18 protein-coding genes are annotated in these 16890 nt (G+C 72.0%); 9 read left to right on the top strand and 9 right to left on the bottom strand.

The genetic code is table 11. The annotated features are described in order from the left end of the window. Window positions 1-49 precede the first annotated feature (49 nt). Window positions 50-196, bottom strand: coding sequence for a hypothetical protein (locus tag ACQEVJ_RS02325; RefSeq protein ID WP_433096665.1), 147 nt, complete (start codon window positions 194-196; stop codon window positions 50-52). A gap of 152 nt (window positions 197-348) precedes the next feature. Next, window positions 349-735 carry a DUF1801 domain-containing protein gene (locus tag ACQEVJ_RS02320; protein WP_433096663.1) on the bottom strand — a complete coding sequence of 129 codons (387 nt, stop codon included), beginning with the start codon at window positions 733-735 and terminating at the stop codon, window positions 349-351. 202 nt (window positions 736-937) lie between these two features. On the opposite strand from ACQEVJ_RS02320, the gene ACQEVJ_RS02315 reads away from it, so the two are divergent. From ACQEVJ_RS02315 to ACQEVJ_RS02280, 8 genes are all read left to right on the top strand, one after another. Then, on the top strand, window positions 938-1525 hold the full coding sequence (locus tag ACQEVJ_RS02315; protein WP_433096661.1) for an NADPH-dependent FMN reductase: 588 nt from the start codon (window positions 938-940) through the stop codon (window positions 1523-1525). Between the two features lie 48 nt (window positions 1526-1573). After that, window positions 1574-2128, top strand: coding sequence for a dihydrofolate reductase family protein (locus ACQEVJ_RS02310; protein WP_433096659.1), 555 nt, complete (start codon window positions 1574-1576; stop codon window positions 2126-2128). A 43-nt stretch (window positions 2129-2171) separates the two neighbouring features. Continuing rightward, window positions 2172-3311, top strand: coding sequence for a serine hydrolase domain-containing protein (locus ACQEVJ_RS02305; RefSeq protein ID WP_433096657.1), 1140 nt, complete (start codon window positions 2172-2174; stop codon window positions 3309-3311). A gap of 78 nt (window positions 3312-3389) precedes the next feature. After that, window positions 3390-6662 carry an AfsR/SARP family transcriptional regulator gene (locus ACQEVJ_RS02300; RefSeq protein ID WP_433096655.1) on the top strand — a complete coding sequence of 1091 codons (3273 nt, stop codon included), beginning with the start codon at window positions 3390-3392 and terminating at the stop codon, window positions 6660-6662. 139 nt (window positions 6663-6801) lie between these two features. Further along, entirely contained in the window at window positions 6802-7794 is a 993-nt protein-coding gene (locus tag ACQEVJ_RS02295) for an ABC transporter substrate-binding protein (RefSeq protein ID WP_433096653.1), read from the top strand. Between the two features lie 24 nt (window positions 7795-7818). After that, complete coding sequence (locus ACQEVJ_RS02290) at window positions 7819-8586, top strand: class I SAM-dependent methyltransferase (RefSeq protein ID WP_433096651.1); 768 nt, start codon at window positions 7819-7821, stop codon at window positions 8584-8586. Further along, window positions 8583-9602: a FecCD family ABC transporter permease gene (locus ACQEVJ_RS02285; RefSeq protein WP_433096649.1), complete on the top strand. Its 1020-nt coding sequence runs from the start codon at window positions 8583-8585 to the stop codon at window positions 9600-9602. Before ACQEVJ_RS02290 ends, ACQEVJ_RS02285 begins: the two co-directional genes overlap by 4 nt. After that, window positions 9599-10372: an ABC transporter ATP-binding protein gene (locus ACQEVJ_RS02280; protein ID WP_433096647.1), complete on the top strand. Its 774-nt coding sequence runs from the start codon at window positions 9599-9601 to the stop codon at window positions 10370-10372. The genes ACQEVJ_RS02285 and ACQEVJ_RS02280 overlap by 4 nt, the downstream gene beginning before the upstream one ends. Window positions 10373-10799: 427 nt before the next feature. Here the strand turns inward: ACQEVJ_RS02280 and ACQEVJ_RS02275 are convergent, their stop codons facing one another. The 3 genes from ACQEVJ_RS02275 to ACQEVJ_RS02265 are packed head-to-tail and all read right to left on the bottom strand — an operon-like array spanning window position 10800 to window position 12985. Further along, entirely contained in the window at window positions 10800-10922 is a 123-nt protein-coding gene (locus tag ACQEVJ_RS02275; RefSeq protein ID WP_433096645.1) for a hypothetical protein, read from the bottom strand. Between the two features lie 45 nt (window positions 10923-10967). Continuing rightward, window positions 10968-11534, bottom strand: coding sequence for a hypothetical protein (locus ACQEVJ_RS02270; RefSeq protein ID WP_433096643.1), 567 nt, complete (start codon window positions 11532-11534; stop codon window positions 10968-10970). A gap of 23 nt (window positions 11535-11557) precedes the next feature. Beyond that, complete coding sequence (locus tag ACQEVJ_RS02265; RefSeq protein ID WP_433096641.1) at window positions 11558-12985, bottom strand: NAD(P)/FAD-dependent oxidoreductase; 1428 nt, start codon at window positions 12983-12985, stop codon at window positions 11558-11560. 179 nt (window positions 12986-13164) lie between these two features. Between ACQEVJ_RS02265 and ACQEVJ_RS02260 the strand changes: the two genes are divergently transcribed. Then, complete coding sequence (locus ACQEVJ_RS02260) at window positions 13165-13332, top strand: hypothetical protein (RefSeq protein ID WP_433096639.1); 168 nt, start codon at window positions 13165-13167, stop codon at window positions 13330-13332. On the opposite strand, the gene ACQEVJ_RS02255 is transcribed toward ACQEVJ_RS02260, so the two are convergent. The 4 genes from ACQEVJ_RS02255 to ACQEVJ_RS02240 are packed head-to-tail and all read right to left on the bottom strand — an operon-like array spanning window position 13327 to window position 16883. After that, on the bottom strand, window positions 13327-13989 hold the full coding sequence (locus ACQEVJ_RS02255; protein ID WP_433096637.1) for a VOC family protein: 663 nt from the start codon (window positions 13987-13989) through the stop codon (window positions 13327-13329). The two genes, ACQEVJ_RS02260 and ACQEVJ_RS02255, sit on opposite strands and share 6 nt — an antisense overlap. After that, window positions 13967-14776: an alpha/beta fold hydrolase gene (locus ACQEVJ_RS02250; protein ID WP_433096635.1), complete on the bottom strand. Its 810-nt coding sequence runs from the start codon at window positions 14774-14776 to the stop codon at window positions 13967-13969. Before ACQEVJ_RS02250 ends, ACQEVJ_RS02255 begins: the two co-directional genes overlap by 23 nt. Beyond that, window positions 14773-15672 carry a Rieske 2Fe-2S domain-containing protein gene (locus ACQEVJ_RS02245; protein WP_433096633.1) on the bottom strand — a complete coding sequence of 300 codons (900 nt, stop codon included), beginning with the start codon at window positions 15670-15672 and terminating at the stop codon, window positions 14773-14775. The genes ACQEVJ_RS02250 and ACQEVJ_RS02245 overlap by 4 nt, the downstream gene beginning before the upstream one ends. Continuing rightward, window positions 15669-16883, bottom strand: coding sequence for a flavin monoamine oxidase family protein (locus tag ACQEVJ_RS02240; protein WP_433096631.1), 1215 nt, complete (start codon window positions 16881-16883; stop codon window positions 15669-15671). Before ACQEVJ_RS02240 ends, ACQEVJ_RS02245 begins: the two co-directional genes overlap by 4 nt. Between the last annotated feature and the right edge of the window lie 7 nt (window positions 16884-16890).

Raw genomic sequence — 16890 nt, 5'->3', positions numbered from 1 at the left:
GACGGCACGCAACGCCCTTCCTTTATTGGAAACCGCGCGCCCGCGTCGGCTAGCGGTTGAGGGCTTTGCGGTAGCGCAACTTCCTGATCGGCAGGACGTCGCTGCGGTCGAGAACGACCGCGCCGTCGTGGTGCCTCTGGACCCTGGCCAGAGTTGGGGCATCCTGCTGCGTGGCGAGCCTGATTCGATGCGTCACGTGGTCTTCTCCGGTCGCGTCGTCTATGCGCGCTCGCAGACGTCAGCCGTGACCGGGAGCGGGCGCATAGCGATTATTCATCGCGCTCAGCGGCATGCGATCGCAGCTTTGGGCGGCTGCTACCACTGACGACCTCTCCTTCCCTGCAGCCCCTACGACGCCGGGGGGTCAGCGGCGTGACCGGGGGGCAGGCCACCGTCCAAGGTGACGGCCTGGAGGATGTAGTCGCGCAGGGCGTTTCGGTCGAGGGCGTCAAGGTTCTTGATCTTCACATGCCTTGTCGTCTTCCCGACACCCTCCAGCAGCCCGTGTCCGTCGTCGAACTCCGCTCCCCGGGCGAACGCGAGGGTGACGTGCGTTCTGCTGTGGCTGATGATGGCCAGAATCTTGTCGCCCTTCCACGCGGGCGATCCGCGGCTGATCACCTCGGCGGCGTCCGGGGCGCTCTCGCGCATCAACTCGCGCAACGCACCGACCACGCTCCGATGCTGCGCCGGGAGCATGTTCCGCACGTACTCGTCCACGTCGTAACCAGGCATGACGGGGCCTTCCTCGAAGCGAATCGTGATCTGCGGGCCACCGGCGCTCACGTCGCCGGCACTCCTCGATGTGCGGGCCCCACCATGCGGGACAGCTCTTACGGTTCGTTGACGCTCACCCCCGCGCCGGACGTAAACAGGCCGTAAGCACCCTCCGGCACAGTCGACAGCGTGGGACGGACGAGCCCGAGGGAGGGCGGAGATGTCGGACAGCGATACCTTGCGGCTGGCGGTCATCATCGGCAGCACCCGGAACGGCCGGTTCGGCCCCACGGCCGCCGGCTGGTTCGCCGCCCATGCGCGCAGGCGCAGGGACCTCGACATCGACGTCATCGACCTGGTCGACGCGCGACTGCCCGACACCCTCCCCGATCACGGCGATCCCACGCCAGAGCAGGTGCGGCGGCTGGCTCCGCGGTTGAGCGCGGCCGACGCGTTCGTGGTGGTCACGCCCGAGTACAACCGGAGCTTCCCCGCTCCTCTCAAGACAGCCATCGACTGGTTCTACGAGGAGTGGCGGGCCAAACCCGTCACCTTCGTCGCGTACGGGAGGGAATCGGGCGGCCTGCACGCCGCCGCCCAGTTGCGGGAGGTGTTCACGGAGCTGCACGCGGTGCCCATCCGCACCATCGTGAGCCTGCCCTGCTACTGGGACCTGTTCGCGGCCGACGGCAGCTGGCCCGTACCGACCGCGGCCTGCAACACCACGGTCAAGACGCTGCTCGACGAGCTGGCCTGGTGGGCGCACGCGCTGCGCGAGGCGCGAGCCAGGACCCCCTACACCTGCTGAAGCGCGGGACCGCCGGAGGCGGCATGCGCCCGACCCGAGGAGCACGATGTGCGCAAAGTGATCGTATCGGTCTTCGTGACCCTGGACGGCGTCCAGGACGACCCCCAGGAGTGGTCGCTCGAGTACTTCACCGAGGAGTACGGCGGCTACGCCCGCGATCAGCTGTTCGCGGCGGACGCGCTGCTGATGGGCCGAGTGACCTATCAGGGGTTCGCCGAAAGCTGGCCCTCGATCACGGACGAGGGAAGCCCCCAGGAGGGCTTCGCCGACCGGATCAACACGATGCCGAAGTACGTCGCGTCCACCACGCTGCGCGAGCTCGCGTGGACCAATTCCCGGCTGATCGAAGGCGACGTCGTGGATGCGGTGCGCACGCTGAAACGGCAGCCGGGCCTGGACATCCTCATGTACGGCTGCGGCGACCTGGCCCGCCTCCTGGCGCGGCAGGGCCTGGTCGACGAGATCCGGCTCTGGATCCACCCCGTCGTCCTCGGCCGCGGAGAGCACCTGTTCACGGGCTGGAGCGAAACCCGCATGCGGCTTGCCGGCACCAGGACGTTCGGGTCAGGCGTCGTCGTGCAGACCCACGAGCCGCTGCGCTGACAGCCGAAACCATCACATGCCATCACCAGGAAGGAACACCGGGATGAAGGACGTTCAGCGGCAGGTGCGGGACGTCGTCGACCAGCTGGTCGAGTCGGGCGCCGAGCGCGGCCTGCAGGTCGCCGTGTACCGGCACGGCGACCTCGTGGTCGACGCCGTCGCCGGAGTGGCCGACGCGACGACCGGCCGGCCGGTCACCGCGGACACGCCTTTCCACGTCACGTCGACAGGCAAGGGTGTCGCCTCGACCGTGGTGCACGTGCTCGTGGAAAAGGGCGTGCTCGGCTACGACACACCGATCGTGGATCTGTGGCCGGAGTTCGGCGTGCACGGCAAGGAGCGGGCCACGGTCCGCCACGCGCTCACCCACTCGACGGGCGTCCCCGGCCTCCCCCAGGCCACCACGCCCGAGGACCTGACCGACTGGGACGCCATGTGCGCGACGATCGCCGGGGCCGCGCCGTGGTGGGAGCCGGGAACCAGGACCGGCTACCACCCCCAGTCGTACGGGTACGTCATCGGCGAGATCGTGCGGCGCGCCACCGGCCGGCCGATCTCACGCGTACTCGCGGACGAGGTGGCCGGGCCGCTCGGCGTCTCCGCGGAGATGTTCTTCGGGGTTCCGGAGTCCGAGCTGGACCGCCTGGCCCGCCTCGAGGAGCCCGAGGGCGGCATGGAGCTGACCCCGGAGATGATGGCGGCGATGGCCGAGCAGGTGCCGTTCTTCCGCGTCCTGGACGGGTGGACGGCGGCGCCGCCCGCCGCCATGCCGAGCGCCGACTACTGCAATCGCCGCGACGTGCTCACTGCCGACATCCCCGCGGGCGCCGTCGTGACCGCCCGCGCCGTCGCGCGCATGTACGCCGCCCTGATGGGCGAGGTCGACGGCGTACGGCTCGTCTCCCCCGAGCGGCTCAGCGAGGTCACCGCCGTCGCGATCAGCGGTGTCGACGAGATCACCGGCTTCCCGGCGAACCGGGGGCTGGGCTACGACATCGGCTTCCCCGGCCCCCTCGACAGCCCCACCCTGTTCGGCATGGCCGGCAGCGGCGGCACCGCCGCGTACGCCGACACCGCGAGCGGCGTCGCCTTCGCGGTCGCCAAGAACCGGGTCACCGCCGGCGACTACAGCACCTTCCACCACATCGGTGCGATCGTCGCCAAGACCCTGTCTCCCGGCTGACGGACCACACGGCTCGTTCCTGAAGCGCTCTACACAGGGGCAGGCGGGGCACGACCGTGCGCGGTTATCGTGACGGTCATGCGTTTCGGGGTCCTGGGACCGCTGGCCGTGTGGAGCGATGAGGGCGACGTCGTCGCGGTGCCCGGGCTCAAGGTCCGCGCCCTGCTCGCGGCGCTGCTGGTGCACGCGGGACGCCCGGTCTCCGCCGACACGCTGATCGAGCACCTGTGGGGCGACGACCTGCCGGGCAATCCCCCGGGAGCACTGTCGGCGAAGGTCTCCCAGCTGCGCCGGGCGCTGGAGGACGCGCAGCCGGGCGGCCGCGCGCTCGTCGTCTCGCCCCCGCCCGGCTACCTGCTCGCGGCAGGCGACGGCATGGTGGACGCCGACCGGTTCGAGCGCCTGACGGCCGAGGCCCGCGACACGACGGACCTGCGGGCGAAGGCGGCGCTGCTGTCCGACGCCCTCGCGCTGTGGCGCGGGCCCGCGTTCGCGGACTTCGCCGACGAGCCGTTCGCGCGCGCCACGATCGCCCGCCTCGATGAGCTGCGCCTGGCCGCCCGGGAGGACCTGGCGGAGGCGCGGCTCGCGCTCGGCGCCGCCGCCGACGTCGCCGCCGACCTCGGTGACCTGCTGGCCCGGCACCCGCTGCGAGAGCGGGCGCGTGCCCTGCACATGCTCGCCCTGTACCGGGCCGGGCGGCAGGCCGAGGCGCTGGCGAGCCACGAGGAGCTGCGCGTCCACTTGGACAAGGAGCTGGGGCTGGTCCCCGGCCAGGACCTGGCGAGCCTGCGCCAGGCGATCCTGACCCGGGATCCCGGGCTGGACGTGCCCGTCGCGTCCCCCGCCGTCCCCGAAATCGCCGTGGCCGCGGTACGGCCCGCGACGAACCTGCCCAGCCCGGTCACCGGCCTCATCGGCAGGGACGACGCCGTCGCCGAGGTGCGCGTGCTGCTGGAGCGGAGCCGCCTGGTGACGCTCACCGGGTCCGGCGGGGTCGGCAAGACCCGTCTCGCGGTGGAGGTGGCCACCCCGCTGGTCGAGTCGTACCCCGACGGCGTCTGGCTGGCCGAACTGGGGACGTTCGACCGTCCCGGAGCGCCGGACGGCGTGGACGCTCTCGCCGATGCGGTCATGGCCGTACTGGACATCCGGGATGTCGCCGCGCCGCACGAGCGGCTGACGCCGGCCGGGCGGCTCGCCCGTGCCCTGCGCGCCCGGCGTCTGATGCTGGTGCTCGACAACTGCGAGCACGTGATCGAGCACGTGGCGGAGCTCGCGAACCTCCTGCTCCACGCCGCGCCCGGCCTACGCGTTCTGGCGACCAGCCGCGAGCCGCTCGGCCTGGCGGGCGAGGTCGTGTGGCCCGTGCCTCCGCTCGATGCGCCGGAACCCGCCCACGGGAGCGACCCCGCGAGCCTGGCGCGCTTCAGCGCGGTGCGGCTGTTCGTCACCCGGGCCGGCGCCGCGGCACGCGGGTTCACCCTCACCCCCGGCAACGCGGAGGCCGTCGCCCTGGTCTGCCGCCGGCTGGACGGCATTCCGCTGGCGCTGGAGCTGGCCGCCACCCGCGTACGGGCACTCGGGATGAACGGTCTGGCCGCCGGGCTCGACGACCGGTTCCGGCTGCTGGCCACGGGACATCGGGGTGCTCCGCCGCGCCAGCAGACGCTCACGGGGATGATCGACTGGAGCTGGCAGTTGCTCACTCCCGCCGAGCGCGTCGTGCTGCGCCGGCTGGCCGTCCACTCGGACGGCTGCACCGCGGAGGCCGCCGAGGCGGTGTGCTCGGCGGACGGCGCGTCGCGCGGGGAGACGCTCGACACCCTGGCCCGCCTGGTGGATCGCTCGCTGGTGACCGTCTCCGGTGACGACAGGCCTCGCTACCGGCTGCTCGAATCGGTGGCCGCCTACTGTCTGGACCGGCTGCGCGAGGCGGGCGAGCTCCAGCGGATCCGGCTGAGGCACTGCGCCCACTACGTCGCGCTGGCAGAGGAGGCCGAGCCGCACCTGTACGGGCCTGAGCAACGGCGATGGCTGCGGCGGCTGGACGCCGAGGCCGCCAACCTGCGCGGCGCGCTCGACACCGCCGTGCAGCGGGGTGCCGCCGACCTGGCGTTGCGGCTGGTCAACGTGCTCACCTGGTACTGGTTCCTGCGCGGGCGGCTGGCCGAGGCCCGGCGCTCGCTCGAGGCCGCGCTCCGCGTCGGCGCCGCGGCCTCACCGGCCGCGCGAGCGCGGGCCGCGGCCTGGCACACCGGCATCTCGTTCCTGCTCGGCGACGTCACAAACTGGCCGGAACGCCACGAGGCCGCGCTGCGCCCGTACGAGGGGGTGGACGACCCGAGAGGTCGGGCCAGGGCGGAGTGGTTCCTCGCGTTCGCCGAGATCGACCTGGGCGACGTGGCCGCCACGGGAAAACGGATCGACCGGGCCCTTGACGCCTTCCGCGTGCTGGACGACCAGTGGGGAGTCGCCGCCGCGCTGGCCCTGCGTGCCAAGCAGGCCCACGTGAGGGGTGACGCCGGCGCGCTCGAACGGGACGGCGCGGAGAGCGAGGCGCTGTTTCGCCGGCTCGGCGACCGGTGGGGCCTGCTGCAGGCCACCGAGTGGCTCGGCGCCCATGCCGGGTTGACCGGCGACTACGAGCGGGCCGCCCGCCTGCACCGCGACGCCCTGCGCATGGCCGAGGAGCTCGAGCTGTGGCCCGACGTCTCCGGGCACCTGTCCTGGCTCGGCTGGATCGCCATGCAGAACGGCGACTACCGCCTGGCACGCGACTACTGCCGCGAGGGCCTGCGGCTCGCCGTCGAGCAGGGCTCCCCCCTTGGGACCGTGTTCGCCGAGATGGGGCTGGCCTTCGCCGCCCGCAGGGAGGGCGACCTCGATGTCGCCGAGGCCCACCTGCGCGTCCTGATGGACGCCGCCGAGCGGCAGGACGAGGGACCGGGCCGCCCGCTGTACCTGCCAAGCGTGCTGGTCGAGCTCGGGTACGTCGAGGAGCTGCGCGGGAACGCGGCGGCGGCGCTGGCCCGGCATCTGGAGGCCTTCGCGGTCGGCCGGGAGCTCGGAACCCTGGGGGACATCGCCCAGGCGTTGTCCGGACTCGCCGGCGCGAGCGCGCTCGACGGCCGCCCCCACGATGCCGCCCGGTTGCTGGGCGCGGCGGCGGCAGCCCGCGAATCGATGCGCGTCGCGGCCACCCCGGCCGAGCGGGGCGACACGAAACGGACGACCGCCGCGGTACGGGCCGCCCTGGGCGACGACGGCTTCGCCGAGGCGTTCGGCCGAGGCCGCGAGCTGCGGCCGGACGAGGCCCGCGCCCTGCTCGACCAGGCGGGCGTCGGCTGACGAGCGGCAGGAGCAGGCGGGCCGGCACCACCGGCGACGCAGCATGCCGTCGACCAGGTCGTCGTGCTCGATGGCGACCGCATCGCGCGAGGTGGCCGCCCGGCGACCATGTTCCCCGGCAATGCTAGGGTAAATGAACATGAAAACCATTCCCATTTCTTTGGGTGTGGCGGCCGCTGTGCTGGCCCTGGTCAGCGCGTGCGGAAGCGGCACGGCGACGACCACCGCCTCCGCGCCACGGGGGACGCGGGTGACGAGCTGCGGGGTCACGCTGGGGATCCCGGCCCCGCCCCAGCGGGCGGTCGCCATGGAACAGAACGCGGCAGAGATCATGCTGACCCTGGGGCTGGCCGACCGCATGGTCGGCACCGCCTACCAGACCGACCCGGTGCTGCCCGAGTTGGAAGAGGCCTACGCCCGGGTTCCGGTGCTCGCGCCGCAGTATCCGGGCCGTGAGGCGCTGCTGGCCAAGAAGCCTGACTTCGTCTACTCCATGCGCGCCTCGGCCTTCGCCCCCGAGGCCGCCGGATCCCGGCAGGACCTCGCCAAGCTGGGCGTCCCCGCGTACCTGTCGTCCAACGACTGCGAGGACCGGGCGCTCATCCCCGCGACGGCCGAGTTCGAGGCGATCTTCGAGGAGATCGACGACGTCGCCACCGTCTTCGGGGTGCGCGAGCGGGGCCAGGCCGTGGTCGCCGACCTGCGCCGGCGGCTGGAGGAGGCCAAGCGCTCGGCACCGGAGGGTCTCAACGCGAGCGTCATGTGGTACTACTCCGGCACCAAGACCCCCGCCATCGCCGGAGACACCGGCCTGCCCGGCACGATCACCAGGCTGCTGGGAGCACAGAACGCGTTCGCCGACGTGAAGCAGCAGTGGCCGGAGGGCAACTGGGAGGAGATCGCCGCCCGCGACCCCGGCGTGATCGTGCTGGCCGACCTCACCCGCGGCGGCGACGGCGACAGCGCCGAGGCCAAGAAGCGTTTCCTGCGCGAAGACCCTGTCGCCTCCAAGCTCACCGCGGTCAAGAACGACCGCTTCATCGTCGTCCCCGGCTCCTCCGTGGACCCGTCCGTCCGCAGCATCACCGCCGTCGAGCAGGTCGGTCAGGGCCTGGCCCGCCTGTACGGCTGAAAGCACCACCGATAGGAGACCCCCTTGACCACCCCCACCACCTCCCTGGCCCCTCGCGACCTGCTGGCCCGCTGGGAGGAACAGCAAAGCGCCTACGTCGCCCACCGCGAGAACCGCTTCGAGGTCATGCTGGACGTCCTTCGCCTGCACTCCCCCGCCGAGCCGACCGTGCTGGACCTGGCCTGCGGGCCGGGCTCGATCGCGGACCGGGTGCTGGCCCGCCTGCCCGGCTCCCGCGTCGTCGCCGCGGACTACGACCCCGTGCTGGCCCGGCTCGCCGAGACCGTCCTCGGCGAGTACGGCGAGCGAGCCACCGTGATCGACGCCGACCTTGCCGAACCCGGATGGAGCCGGCGCTTCACCGAATGGAGTTTCGACGCCGTCCTGACCTCGACCGCGCTGCACTGGCTGTCGCCTCAGCAGTTGCTCGGCGTCTACACCGAACTGGCCGCGATCCTGCCGCCCGGGGCGGTCCTGCTCAACGCCGACCACCTCCGCTTCGGGGCCGAGCATCCCACCCTCGCCGAGATGTCGGCTCGCCATGACGAGCAGGTGCAGCAGGCCGCCTTCGCCGCCGGCGCCGGCACCTGGGGCGAATGGTGGACCCTGGCCGGGCAACTGCCCGACCTCGCCCGGCGGATCGCCGAGCGCGAGCGGCGTTTCGCCGACCGGCCGCCTCAGCCCCTGGCACCGTTGGCCTTCCACCAGGCCGCGCTCCGTACGGCCGGCTTCACCGAGGTGGGCACCGTCTGGCAGTACCTCGACGACTACGTCGTCTTCGCCAGGCGATGAGGAAGCGCGGTACGGCCCTCGCGATCGTCGGGGGCCTGCTGCTCCTGGCGCTGTCGATCGCGGCCGCCTCCGTGGTGGGGGCCGCGGGGTTGTCTCCCACCGATGTGCTGCGCACGGTCGCGTCCCATGCCGGCCTGCCGGTGGAGCCGCTCTCGCCGCTGGACGACGGCATCATCTGGGAGCTGCGCCTGCCGAGGGTGCTCCTGTCCGTGCTGGTGGGAGCCGGCCTCTCGGTGTGCGGGGCCGTGCTGCAGGCGCTGACCCGCAACCCACTGGCCGATCCCTACCTGTTGGGGATCTCCTCCGGCGCCTCCACCGGGGCCGTGGCCGTGCTGGTTCTGGGCCTGGGCGCCGGCACCGCGGCGCTGTCGGCGGGCGCCTTCAGCGGCAGCGTGCTCGCCTTCTGCTGCGTGCTCGCCATGGTCGGCCGGCAGTTCGGCAGCACGATCCGCGTCGTGCTGGCCGGTGTGGTGGTCTCGCAACTGTTCAGCGCCCTGACCAGCCTCACCGTGATCTGGGCGGCGGACGCGCAGAGCACCCGCGGAGTGACGTTCTGGCTGCTCGGCTCGCTGGCCTCGGCGAGCTGGGCCAGCGTGGCCTTGTGTGCCGTCGTCGCGACGGCGGGAATGCTCGCCTGCTGGCTGGCGTCCGCCGCGCTGGACGCGTTCGCCTTCGGCCGGGAGGCCGCCGCGTCGCTGGGCATCGCCCCGGCCAGGACTGAGCTGATCCTGTTCACGGTCACCGCGCTCACCACGGCGGTGCTGGTCGCGGCGAGCGGCGCGATCGGCTTCGTCGGCTTGATCGTCCCGCATGCCGTGCGCGCTCTCACCGGCGGCCGGCACCATGCCCTGCTCCCCGCCTGTTCCCTGTACGGCGGCGTGTTCCTGCTCGCCGCCGACACCGTCGCCCGCACCGCTTTCGCACCCCGAGAGATTCCCGTCGGCGTGCTGACGGCGCTGATCGGCGTCCCCGCCTTCGCGCTCATCATGTCGCGGAGAAAGGAGACGCCGGCGTGAGCCTGCGCGCCCATGACGTCACGTGGACGGCCCAGGGCCGACCGATCGTCGACGGGATCACCGTCGAGATCACCCCGGGTGGCCTCACGGGGCTGCTCGGCCCGAACGGCTCGGGCAAGTCCACTCTCCTGCGGTTGCTCACCGGGCTGCTGCGACCGCGGGGCGGCGCGGTTCTGCTCGACGGCCGCGACTTGGACCGTCTGCCGCGGCGCGACGTGGCCCGCCGCATGGCGGTGGTCGCCCAGGAAGTGAGCACCGACGCGGAGCTGACCGTCCTCGATGTGGTGCTGCTGGGACGTATCCCGCATCGCCGCCGCCTGGCGGCCGCCGCGAGCGAGAAGGACCTGGCGCACGCCCGCCGCGCCCTGCGCCGGTGCGGCCTGGCCGATCTGGAGCACCGCCGCTGGTCCACGCTCTCCGGCGGTGAGCGTCAGCGGGTGAACATCGCCCGCGCACTCGCCCAGGAACCCTCAGAACTGCTGCTCGACGAACCCACCAACCACCTGGACATCGCCCACCAGCTCGCCCTTCTGGACCTGCTCGCCGCGACCCCCGTCACTGTCGTCACCGCCCTGCACGATCTCAACCTCGCCGCCCAGTACTGCGACCACCTCCTGCTGCTCCACGAAGGACGGCTCATCGCCGCGGGCCCTCCCGGACGGGTCCTCACCGAGGAGACGGTGGAGCGCGTCTACCGTGTACGAGCGGAGATCACCACCTCTGCCACGGGCCGGCCCAGCCTGCGGTTCCTGAGTTCATCCATCCCCTGAACCTCATCCGAGTCGACCGCCTCGACGTGGACGGCCCGCTCCGCCCGGCCTCAAACCCTGTCGCCCTTGGTGAGTGATCGGCCTACTCTGGCCGTATGGCCCACGGAAAGACCTCCTTCGTCTGCTTGCCTTGCCGAGCCTCGTACAAGCAGCCATATCCAGGCCTGGGCCTTGACGATCGGCTCTGCCCTCGATGCGCCCAGCCGCTTGTCCATGTCGGCTCCGCCTTCGCGGCTCCGCGTCGTAGGGACAGCGCAGGCTGGCGGACGCTCTCGGTGCTGCTGCACGCGGGTGTCCGCTTTCACAAGAGTTGTTGTGGGGGCCCTGGTTACCGCCCGCGCTCGCTCAGCGAGGTGCGCGCACGAATGGCGTACGCCCGGAGAACCGGAGAACCCTTCTCCAAAGCTCTGGTGCGCCGCGAACTGCCCTAGCCGCGACCTCCTGGCGCCTTTTCCAGCTTGTCGGGCGCCGTCGCCTGGTGCTCGGGCAGCACGTGGGCGTAGGTGTTCATCGTCAGCACGATCGTGCTGAGGCCGTGCCGACCTCGCACCGGAAGAGGTGCCACGCCGACTGGGGGTGACCCCGGCCCCGCCGCTCAGCGGAGCCGGATGAGATCCATCTGGAAGTTCTTGTGCCAGCTCTGGCCGCCGTCGGTGCTGATCTCACCGACCTCGTGCCAGGACGTACGGGTGAACTGAAGGGTGTACCTGATGGTTACGCCCGGCATGGACAAGGTCCACTGGAACGTATCGTCGCCGACGACGGGCACGCTCGTGGTGACGTGGCCCTGGGAGAACGCCTCCCAGCGGTACTGCGAGGTGGTGTCGTCGTAGTTGATCACGGCGAGTGCGCTGTCCACGATCCTCGTAGGGTCGGCCTTGTCCCGCCCCAGGCCCTCGACGGAGATCACCGAGCCTTGCACCTGGCGCCGGACCCGCTCGGTCTGCAGGAACTCCTGGCGGGTGCCGGAGGCGGTGATGGTCCAGCCCGAGCCGACCCAGCTGCCGACCATGAAGGAAAGCCGGTCCATCGCGGCCTGCTGGGTGGGGACGTCCAGTGACGTCGCCGGGCTCGCGGGGGCGGCGACGGATGCCGCCGCAGGTGTGACCGCGAGCGCCACCGCGCACAGGAGCGGCGACAGTAAACGGATCAGTCGCGTCATGGGGTGTCCTCGATATATCGGTCTCATCGGGTGAAGGCCAGGCCGCGCGCCGATTCCGTGGGAGCCGTGGCTCGGCTGATGCCAAGCGTGGGGTGGGTCACCAGATAGAGGCCGGTGGCGGCGTCGTAGAGGTCGTTGGCGTCCATCCGCATCGGGGCCTGTGTGCTGTCCGCGGCGGGCACGTTCCCGGCCGCCCGGACCTCGGCCGTGTGGGCGGCGGCGATCAGCTCGTGTATAGGGGCGGTGCCGCCGGCGGAGCTCGCGTCCACCAGGTCCGACAGCCCGGCCGTGATCGAGGCGAACGCCGCACCGGGCCGCTTCGCGGACGCGTCCCTGACCAGGTGCTGGGCGAGCCAGAAGTAGCCGGCCCGGCCGCGGTACTGCCGGTAGACCGCCGAGACCATGGTGAACAGCCGGGTGTACGAGTTGCGGTAGAGCGCCTCGTAGAATCCCCGGGCCTCCGATTCGCCGACGTCCCCGTTGACCGTCGCCGTGATCGAGGCCGCCGCGAGCAGGCCGCTGTAGAGGGCCAGGTGGACCCCCGTGGACAACAGCGGGTCGAGGAAGCACGCGGCGTCGCCGGCCATGAAGTACCCGGGGCCGCAGAACCGGTCGGCGACGTACGAGAAATCCTGCTCGACACGGACGGGGCCGATGAACGTGCCGTTCGCGACCAGTTCGGAGACGGTGGCCGATTCGGCGACGAGCGCGTGGAACATCTTCTCCGGCGACTCGAAGCCGGGCTTGCGCTCCAGGAAGCGCGACTGGAGCGTGACGAAGCCGACGCTGTAGATGTCGTCGCGCAGCGGGATCACCCAATACCAGCCCTCGGGAGAGGAGATGACGTTGATGCCGCCGCCGGGAGTATCGGGGAGCAGCGCGCCACCCCGGTAATAACCCCATATGGCAACATTGCGGAAAACATCGTGCGGCTTGCGATTGCGCAGGTGCTGCACGGAGATCACGCCCGCGCGCCCGGACGCGTCGACGAGAAAGTCGAACTCCTCGGTGGCGGTCGTGCCCTTGTACTCCCACTCGGCTGCGCACGCCCGGCTGTCCGCGAAGTGCACCCGCCTGACCCGGGCCCCCTGGATCACCTCGGCACCCTGGTCGGCGGCGTGGTCGAGCAGCACCTTGTCGAAGTCGGCACGGTCCACCTGCCAGGAGCGCACCGCCGGCCCGAACGTTCTGGACCAGTCGACGGTCCAGTCCCGCTCGGTGCCCCAGCGCAGCAGGAGGCCCTCCTTCACCGTGTAACCGCGTGCCTCGATCTTGTCATGCGCGCCGGCGTAGTCGATGATCGCGCGGCACGACGGCGAGACGGACTCGCCGACGTGATAGCGGGGAAACACGTCGCGTTCGAAAAGGCGGACGTCCATCCCGCGCTGCGCGAGCAGCGTCGCCGCGACCGAGCCGGCGGGGCCGCCTCCGATTACCATTACCTTCGTCATGAGTTGGGGTTCCTTCTTTTTTCCTGCGGTTACGTAGTTACGCATCGGCGCTGGTCGGATACGTATGCGCGCGGATCCGCCATACGTATTCTTCGACCTAATCTCGGCGTTATTCTGGACCGGACGTTGTCAAGAGCCGATGATGCTGTCGGGGCTGGAACCGCACAGAGGAGCACATCATGGGCTTGAGCAACCTCCGTTTGATCGTCCCGGTCGTCTACGCGCTCGTCGCCGTCGTCACCCTGGTGATCGACAGAACGATCGGCGGGATCGTGGTCGTCGTCGGCGCGATCCTGGTCGGCTTGTTCTTCGTGGTCTGGGGCCGTCGCCGGCCCGACCGCTCATAGCGGCGTCACCGCGAACAGCGCACCCCACGGATCCCGCAGGACTGTCGCGCGGCCGTGCTCCGCGGCGATCTCGGCGCCCCGGCGCTCGGCCGCGGCGAGCGTCGCGGGACCATCGCCCGTCAGGAAGAACGTCATCCATCGCGGCCTCGGCCCACGTCCACTGACGGCCTGGCTCCCGGCCCCGTCGAACACCGCCGCGTAGAACGCGGCGCAGCGGGCGGGGTCGTCCGTCCACAGCTCGTGGCGGCACCATGTGCCCGGCTCGTCCACCAGCACGACGCCGTCGGGCCGGTGCCCCTGCCAGAACCCCACGGCCGCTCCCGACGGATCCACGGCGAACAGCAGCCGCCCGTCGTGCCCGGCGTCGATCGGGCCGAACACCACGGTTCCGCCCCACTTCCGCACCCGCTCCGCCGCGGCGTCGGCGTCGGCGACCGCCAGGTAGGTGTTCCACGACGCGGGCAGCCGCTGCCCCGGCGGCACTCGGCCGAACCCGCCGACGATCCGCTCACCCAGGCGGATGTACTCGTACCCGCCGCTCTCGTCGAACGTCCACCCGAACAGCTCCCCGTAGAACGCTCGCGCGCCCTCGGGGTCGAGCGCCGCGTAGTCCACCCAGCAGGGCGAGCCCGGCTCATAGTGCTCGTGAATCGGCACGGGGCGCCTCCATCGCGGTCAGCGTCAGGTGGGCGCCGATGATCGGCGCCGTTGTCTCAGGCCGCTCGATGAGGCACAGGTGGCCCGCCATGGGAATCGTCCGGGTCTCACACCGGGGAACCGTCGCGCGCAGCAGCTCGGCGCTCGACCGGAACGTCGACATGTCCTCCTCGCCGACCATGACCAGCGTCGACGCCCTGATGCCGCGCAGGTCCTCCGGCGCGTGGACGTGCCTGCTGAGGGCGTGCATCGCGCCGTTGCGCAGCTCACCCCAGGTGTGCCGGGCTATGATCCCGCGCAGCCGGGCCCGCAGCTCGGGGTGCCGCTCGGTGCCCCTGAAGATGTCCGGCGGCGACGTCATCCACAGGTCGGCGAGCTGCGCGCCGCTGGCCCCGAGCCGCGCCAGGACGGCCAGCGCGCGGTAGCGCTCACCGGTGCCGGGCTCGGCGGGCGCGCCGGCGATGGTCGGCGAGCCGACGATCAGCGCACGTACGGCCGCCGGGTCGTCGATGGCCATCTGCAGGGCGATCATCGAGCCGATGGATTCCGCCACGATCATGCGAGCCGAATGGGTCCTGGCGATCTCGATCAGCTCCGCCCCGAGCCCGGGCAGCGAGGTACCGGGCCGCAGCGGGCCGGACAGGCCGTGCCCGGGCAGGTCGACGCCGATGTGCCGCCACCCGGGCAGCAGCGCCCAGTGCCGCTCCCACACCGACGAGTCCATCGTGTAGCCGTGGATCCACAGCACCGCCGGGCCGTCGCCGTACGTGCGCAGGTGCAGGGTCATGAGTCCGCCTCCGGCCCGTCTCCGAAGCCGGCGCAGAAGTGCCGGAAGGCCACGACCGGCGTGTCCGCGGCGTCGAACCGCTGCGGGGCGTCGACGTCCAGATGGTCCCAGACCACCTTGTCCTGCTCGAAGGCGTAGCGCGCGCCGTGGATCAGGGCGGGCAGGGAGCCGGTCTGACCGGGCCTGACCCCGATGGCCACCCGCCCCACGCAGCCCCGCCCGTCGGGGACCGCACCCGTGATGATCGTGTACGGCTGCCGCTCGTCGCCCAGTTCGGTGACCACCAGGTGCGGGCTGAACGCCCGGGCCATGAAACGGGAGGCGAAGTCCAGCCGCCGCTCCTCCTCCCAGGGCGGCGCCTTGGTGCGGAACTCGCCCTCGATGAGCAGCTCGTCGTGCTCGCCCATGCTGGCGTGCATGCCGCGGACCGCCGGCACCAGGTGAACCGTACGGAAGTGCTCGGCGTCGAAGGCGTTCTCCACGACGTACTCCGCGGGCACCGCCACCGGCTGGATCACCGCGCCGACGATCAGCAGGTCGGCGGCGATCTGCTTGATCGCCTGCTCGAAGCCCCGGTCGTCGCGGGGGGCGTCGGAGAGCCGGGCGAACAGGGCGGCGCCGGCTTGCACGGTCCGCAACTCGGGCACCGACAGGCGGCGCGTCGCGTCCCCCAGCGAGATCCGCTTGCCGTGGAACGGGCAGATCACGCAGCCACCGCTGAGCTTTCCGCCGTACCCCAGGTGGGCGCCCCGGTGCGGGCAGACGCCGTCGAAGACGCGGACCCGGTCGCCGTCGCGGACCGCGATCAGGCGGCGGTCGCCGAGGCGCAGCGGCGTCACGTCCTCGGTGAGCTCCTCCTCCAGCGCGAGCAGGAACCATCCCCCGTGCAGTGTCATCTCTCCAGCGCTCCCATCACCTCGGCGGCGACTCGCTCGCCGCTGGCCATCGCCATGTGGACCATGGGCGGGCCGAGGCGGCCGGCGGTGGCCTCCCCGGCGAAGAAGACGGTCTCGCCCATGGGCTCGGCCCAGGCGGCGGCGGCCCAGAGGGCCCCCACCGCCGGATACGTGAACGCGCCGCCCGTCCAGGGGTCGGCGCCCCAGTCGGCCACATCGATCGCCGTGGGCTCCAGGCCGCGGGTCCACGGCATCACCTCGCCCAGCAGCGCGGCCAGCCGGCCGCGCGAGCGGGCCGCCGTACGGGCCGCCCCGGCCGCGCGCTCCTTCGCCAGCACGTGCACCTCCGGGCGCCCCTCGGTGACGGTGACGAACCCGAGCCGTCCGTCGCCGTCGAAGACCACGACCGACTCGGGAGCCGGGCGGGAGTAGGTGACGACCGCGCACCAGGCGTCGCCGAGCCGCAGTTTGTGCGCCGCCGCCTGTTTGACGACGGACAGGCCGCTGATGGCGAGCCTGCCCTCGGCGACCAGGGGCGGCGGCACGGTGACGACGACGGCGCGCGCGGCCAGCGTGTCCTCTGCGGTCGTGACCTCCGCGCGACCGGGCGACCAGGCGACGCGCAGGACCGGGCGGCCCGTCCGCACGGCCAGGCCGGTGGCGAGCCGCGCCGGCAGGCGGTCGTATCCGCCTGGGAACGCGAACTGGCCCCGTCCCACCCGCTCGGCGCGCCGGGCGCGGGCGAGCCCGAGCGCGCTGAGCACGTGCGGGTCGGCCACCCAGTTCTGCCGGAACCATTCGTACGCGCAGTCGAAGGGCGTGGCGGGGGGCGCGTTCAGCTTCAGCCACTCGGCGACCGACACGTCCTCGGTCGCGGTGGCGAGCAGCCGCTCCTCCAGCACGGGCGGTGACGCCCCTACGTCGGACAGCGCGGCTATCGGCAGCAGCGCGCCGTCGAGCAGGACCCTGGCCGACCGGCGCGGCACGGGCGCGGGACGCTCCTGGTCCGGCAGGGACATGATGGGGTTGCGGTCACCATGGATCACCTGCGCGCCGAGTTCGAGCAGGGACGGCCGGTGGGTGCGGATGCGGCCGCCGATCCGGTCGGCGGCCTCCAGCACGATCACCGCCAGGCCCGCGTCGTGCAGGCGTGCGGCGGCGGTCAGGCCGCTGACACCCGCCCCGATCACAACGACGTCGAACTCTGTCACGGTTGAT

The organism is Microbispora sp. CA-102843 (genome assembly GCF_050936215.1).
Lineage (GTDB): Bacteria > Actinomycetota > Actinomycetes > Streptosporangiales > Streptosporangiaceae > Microbispora.
Note: the sequence above shows the minus strand (reverse complement) of the source record. Positions and strands in the feature narration are given on the sequence as shown.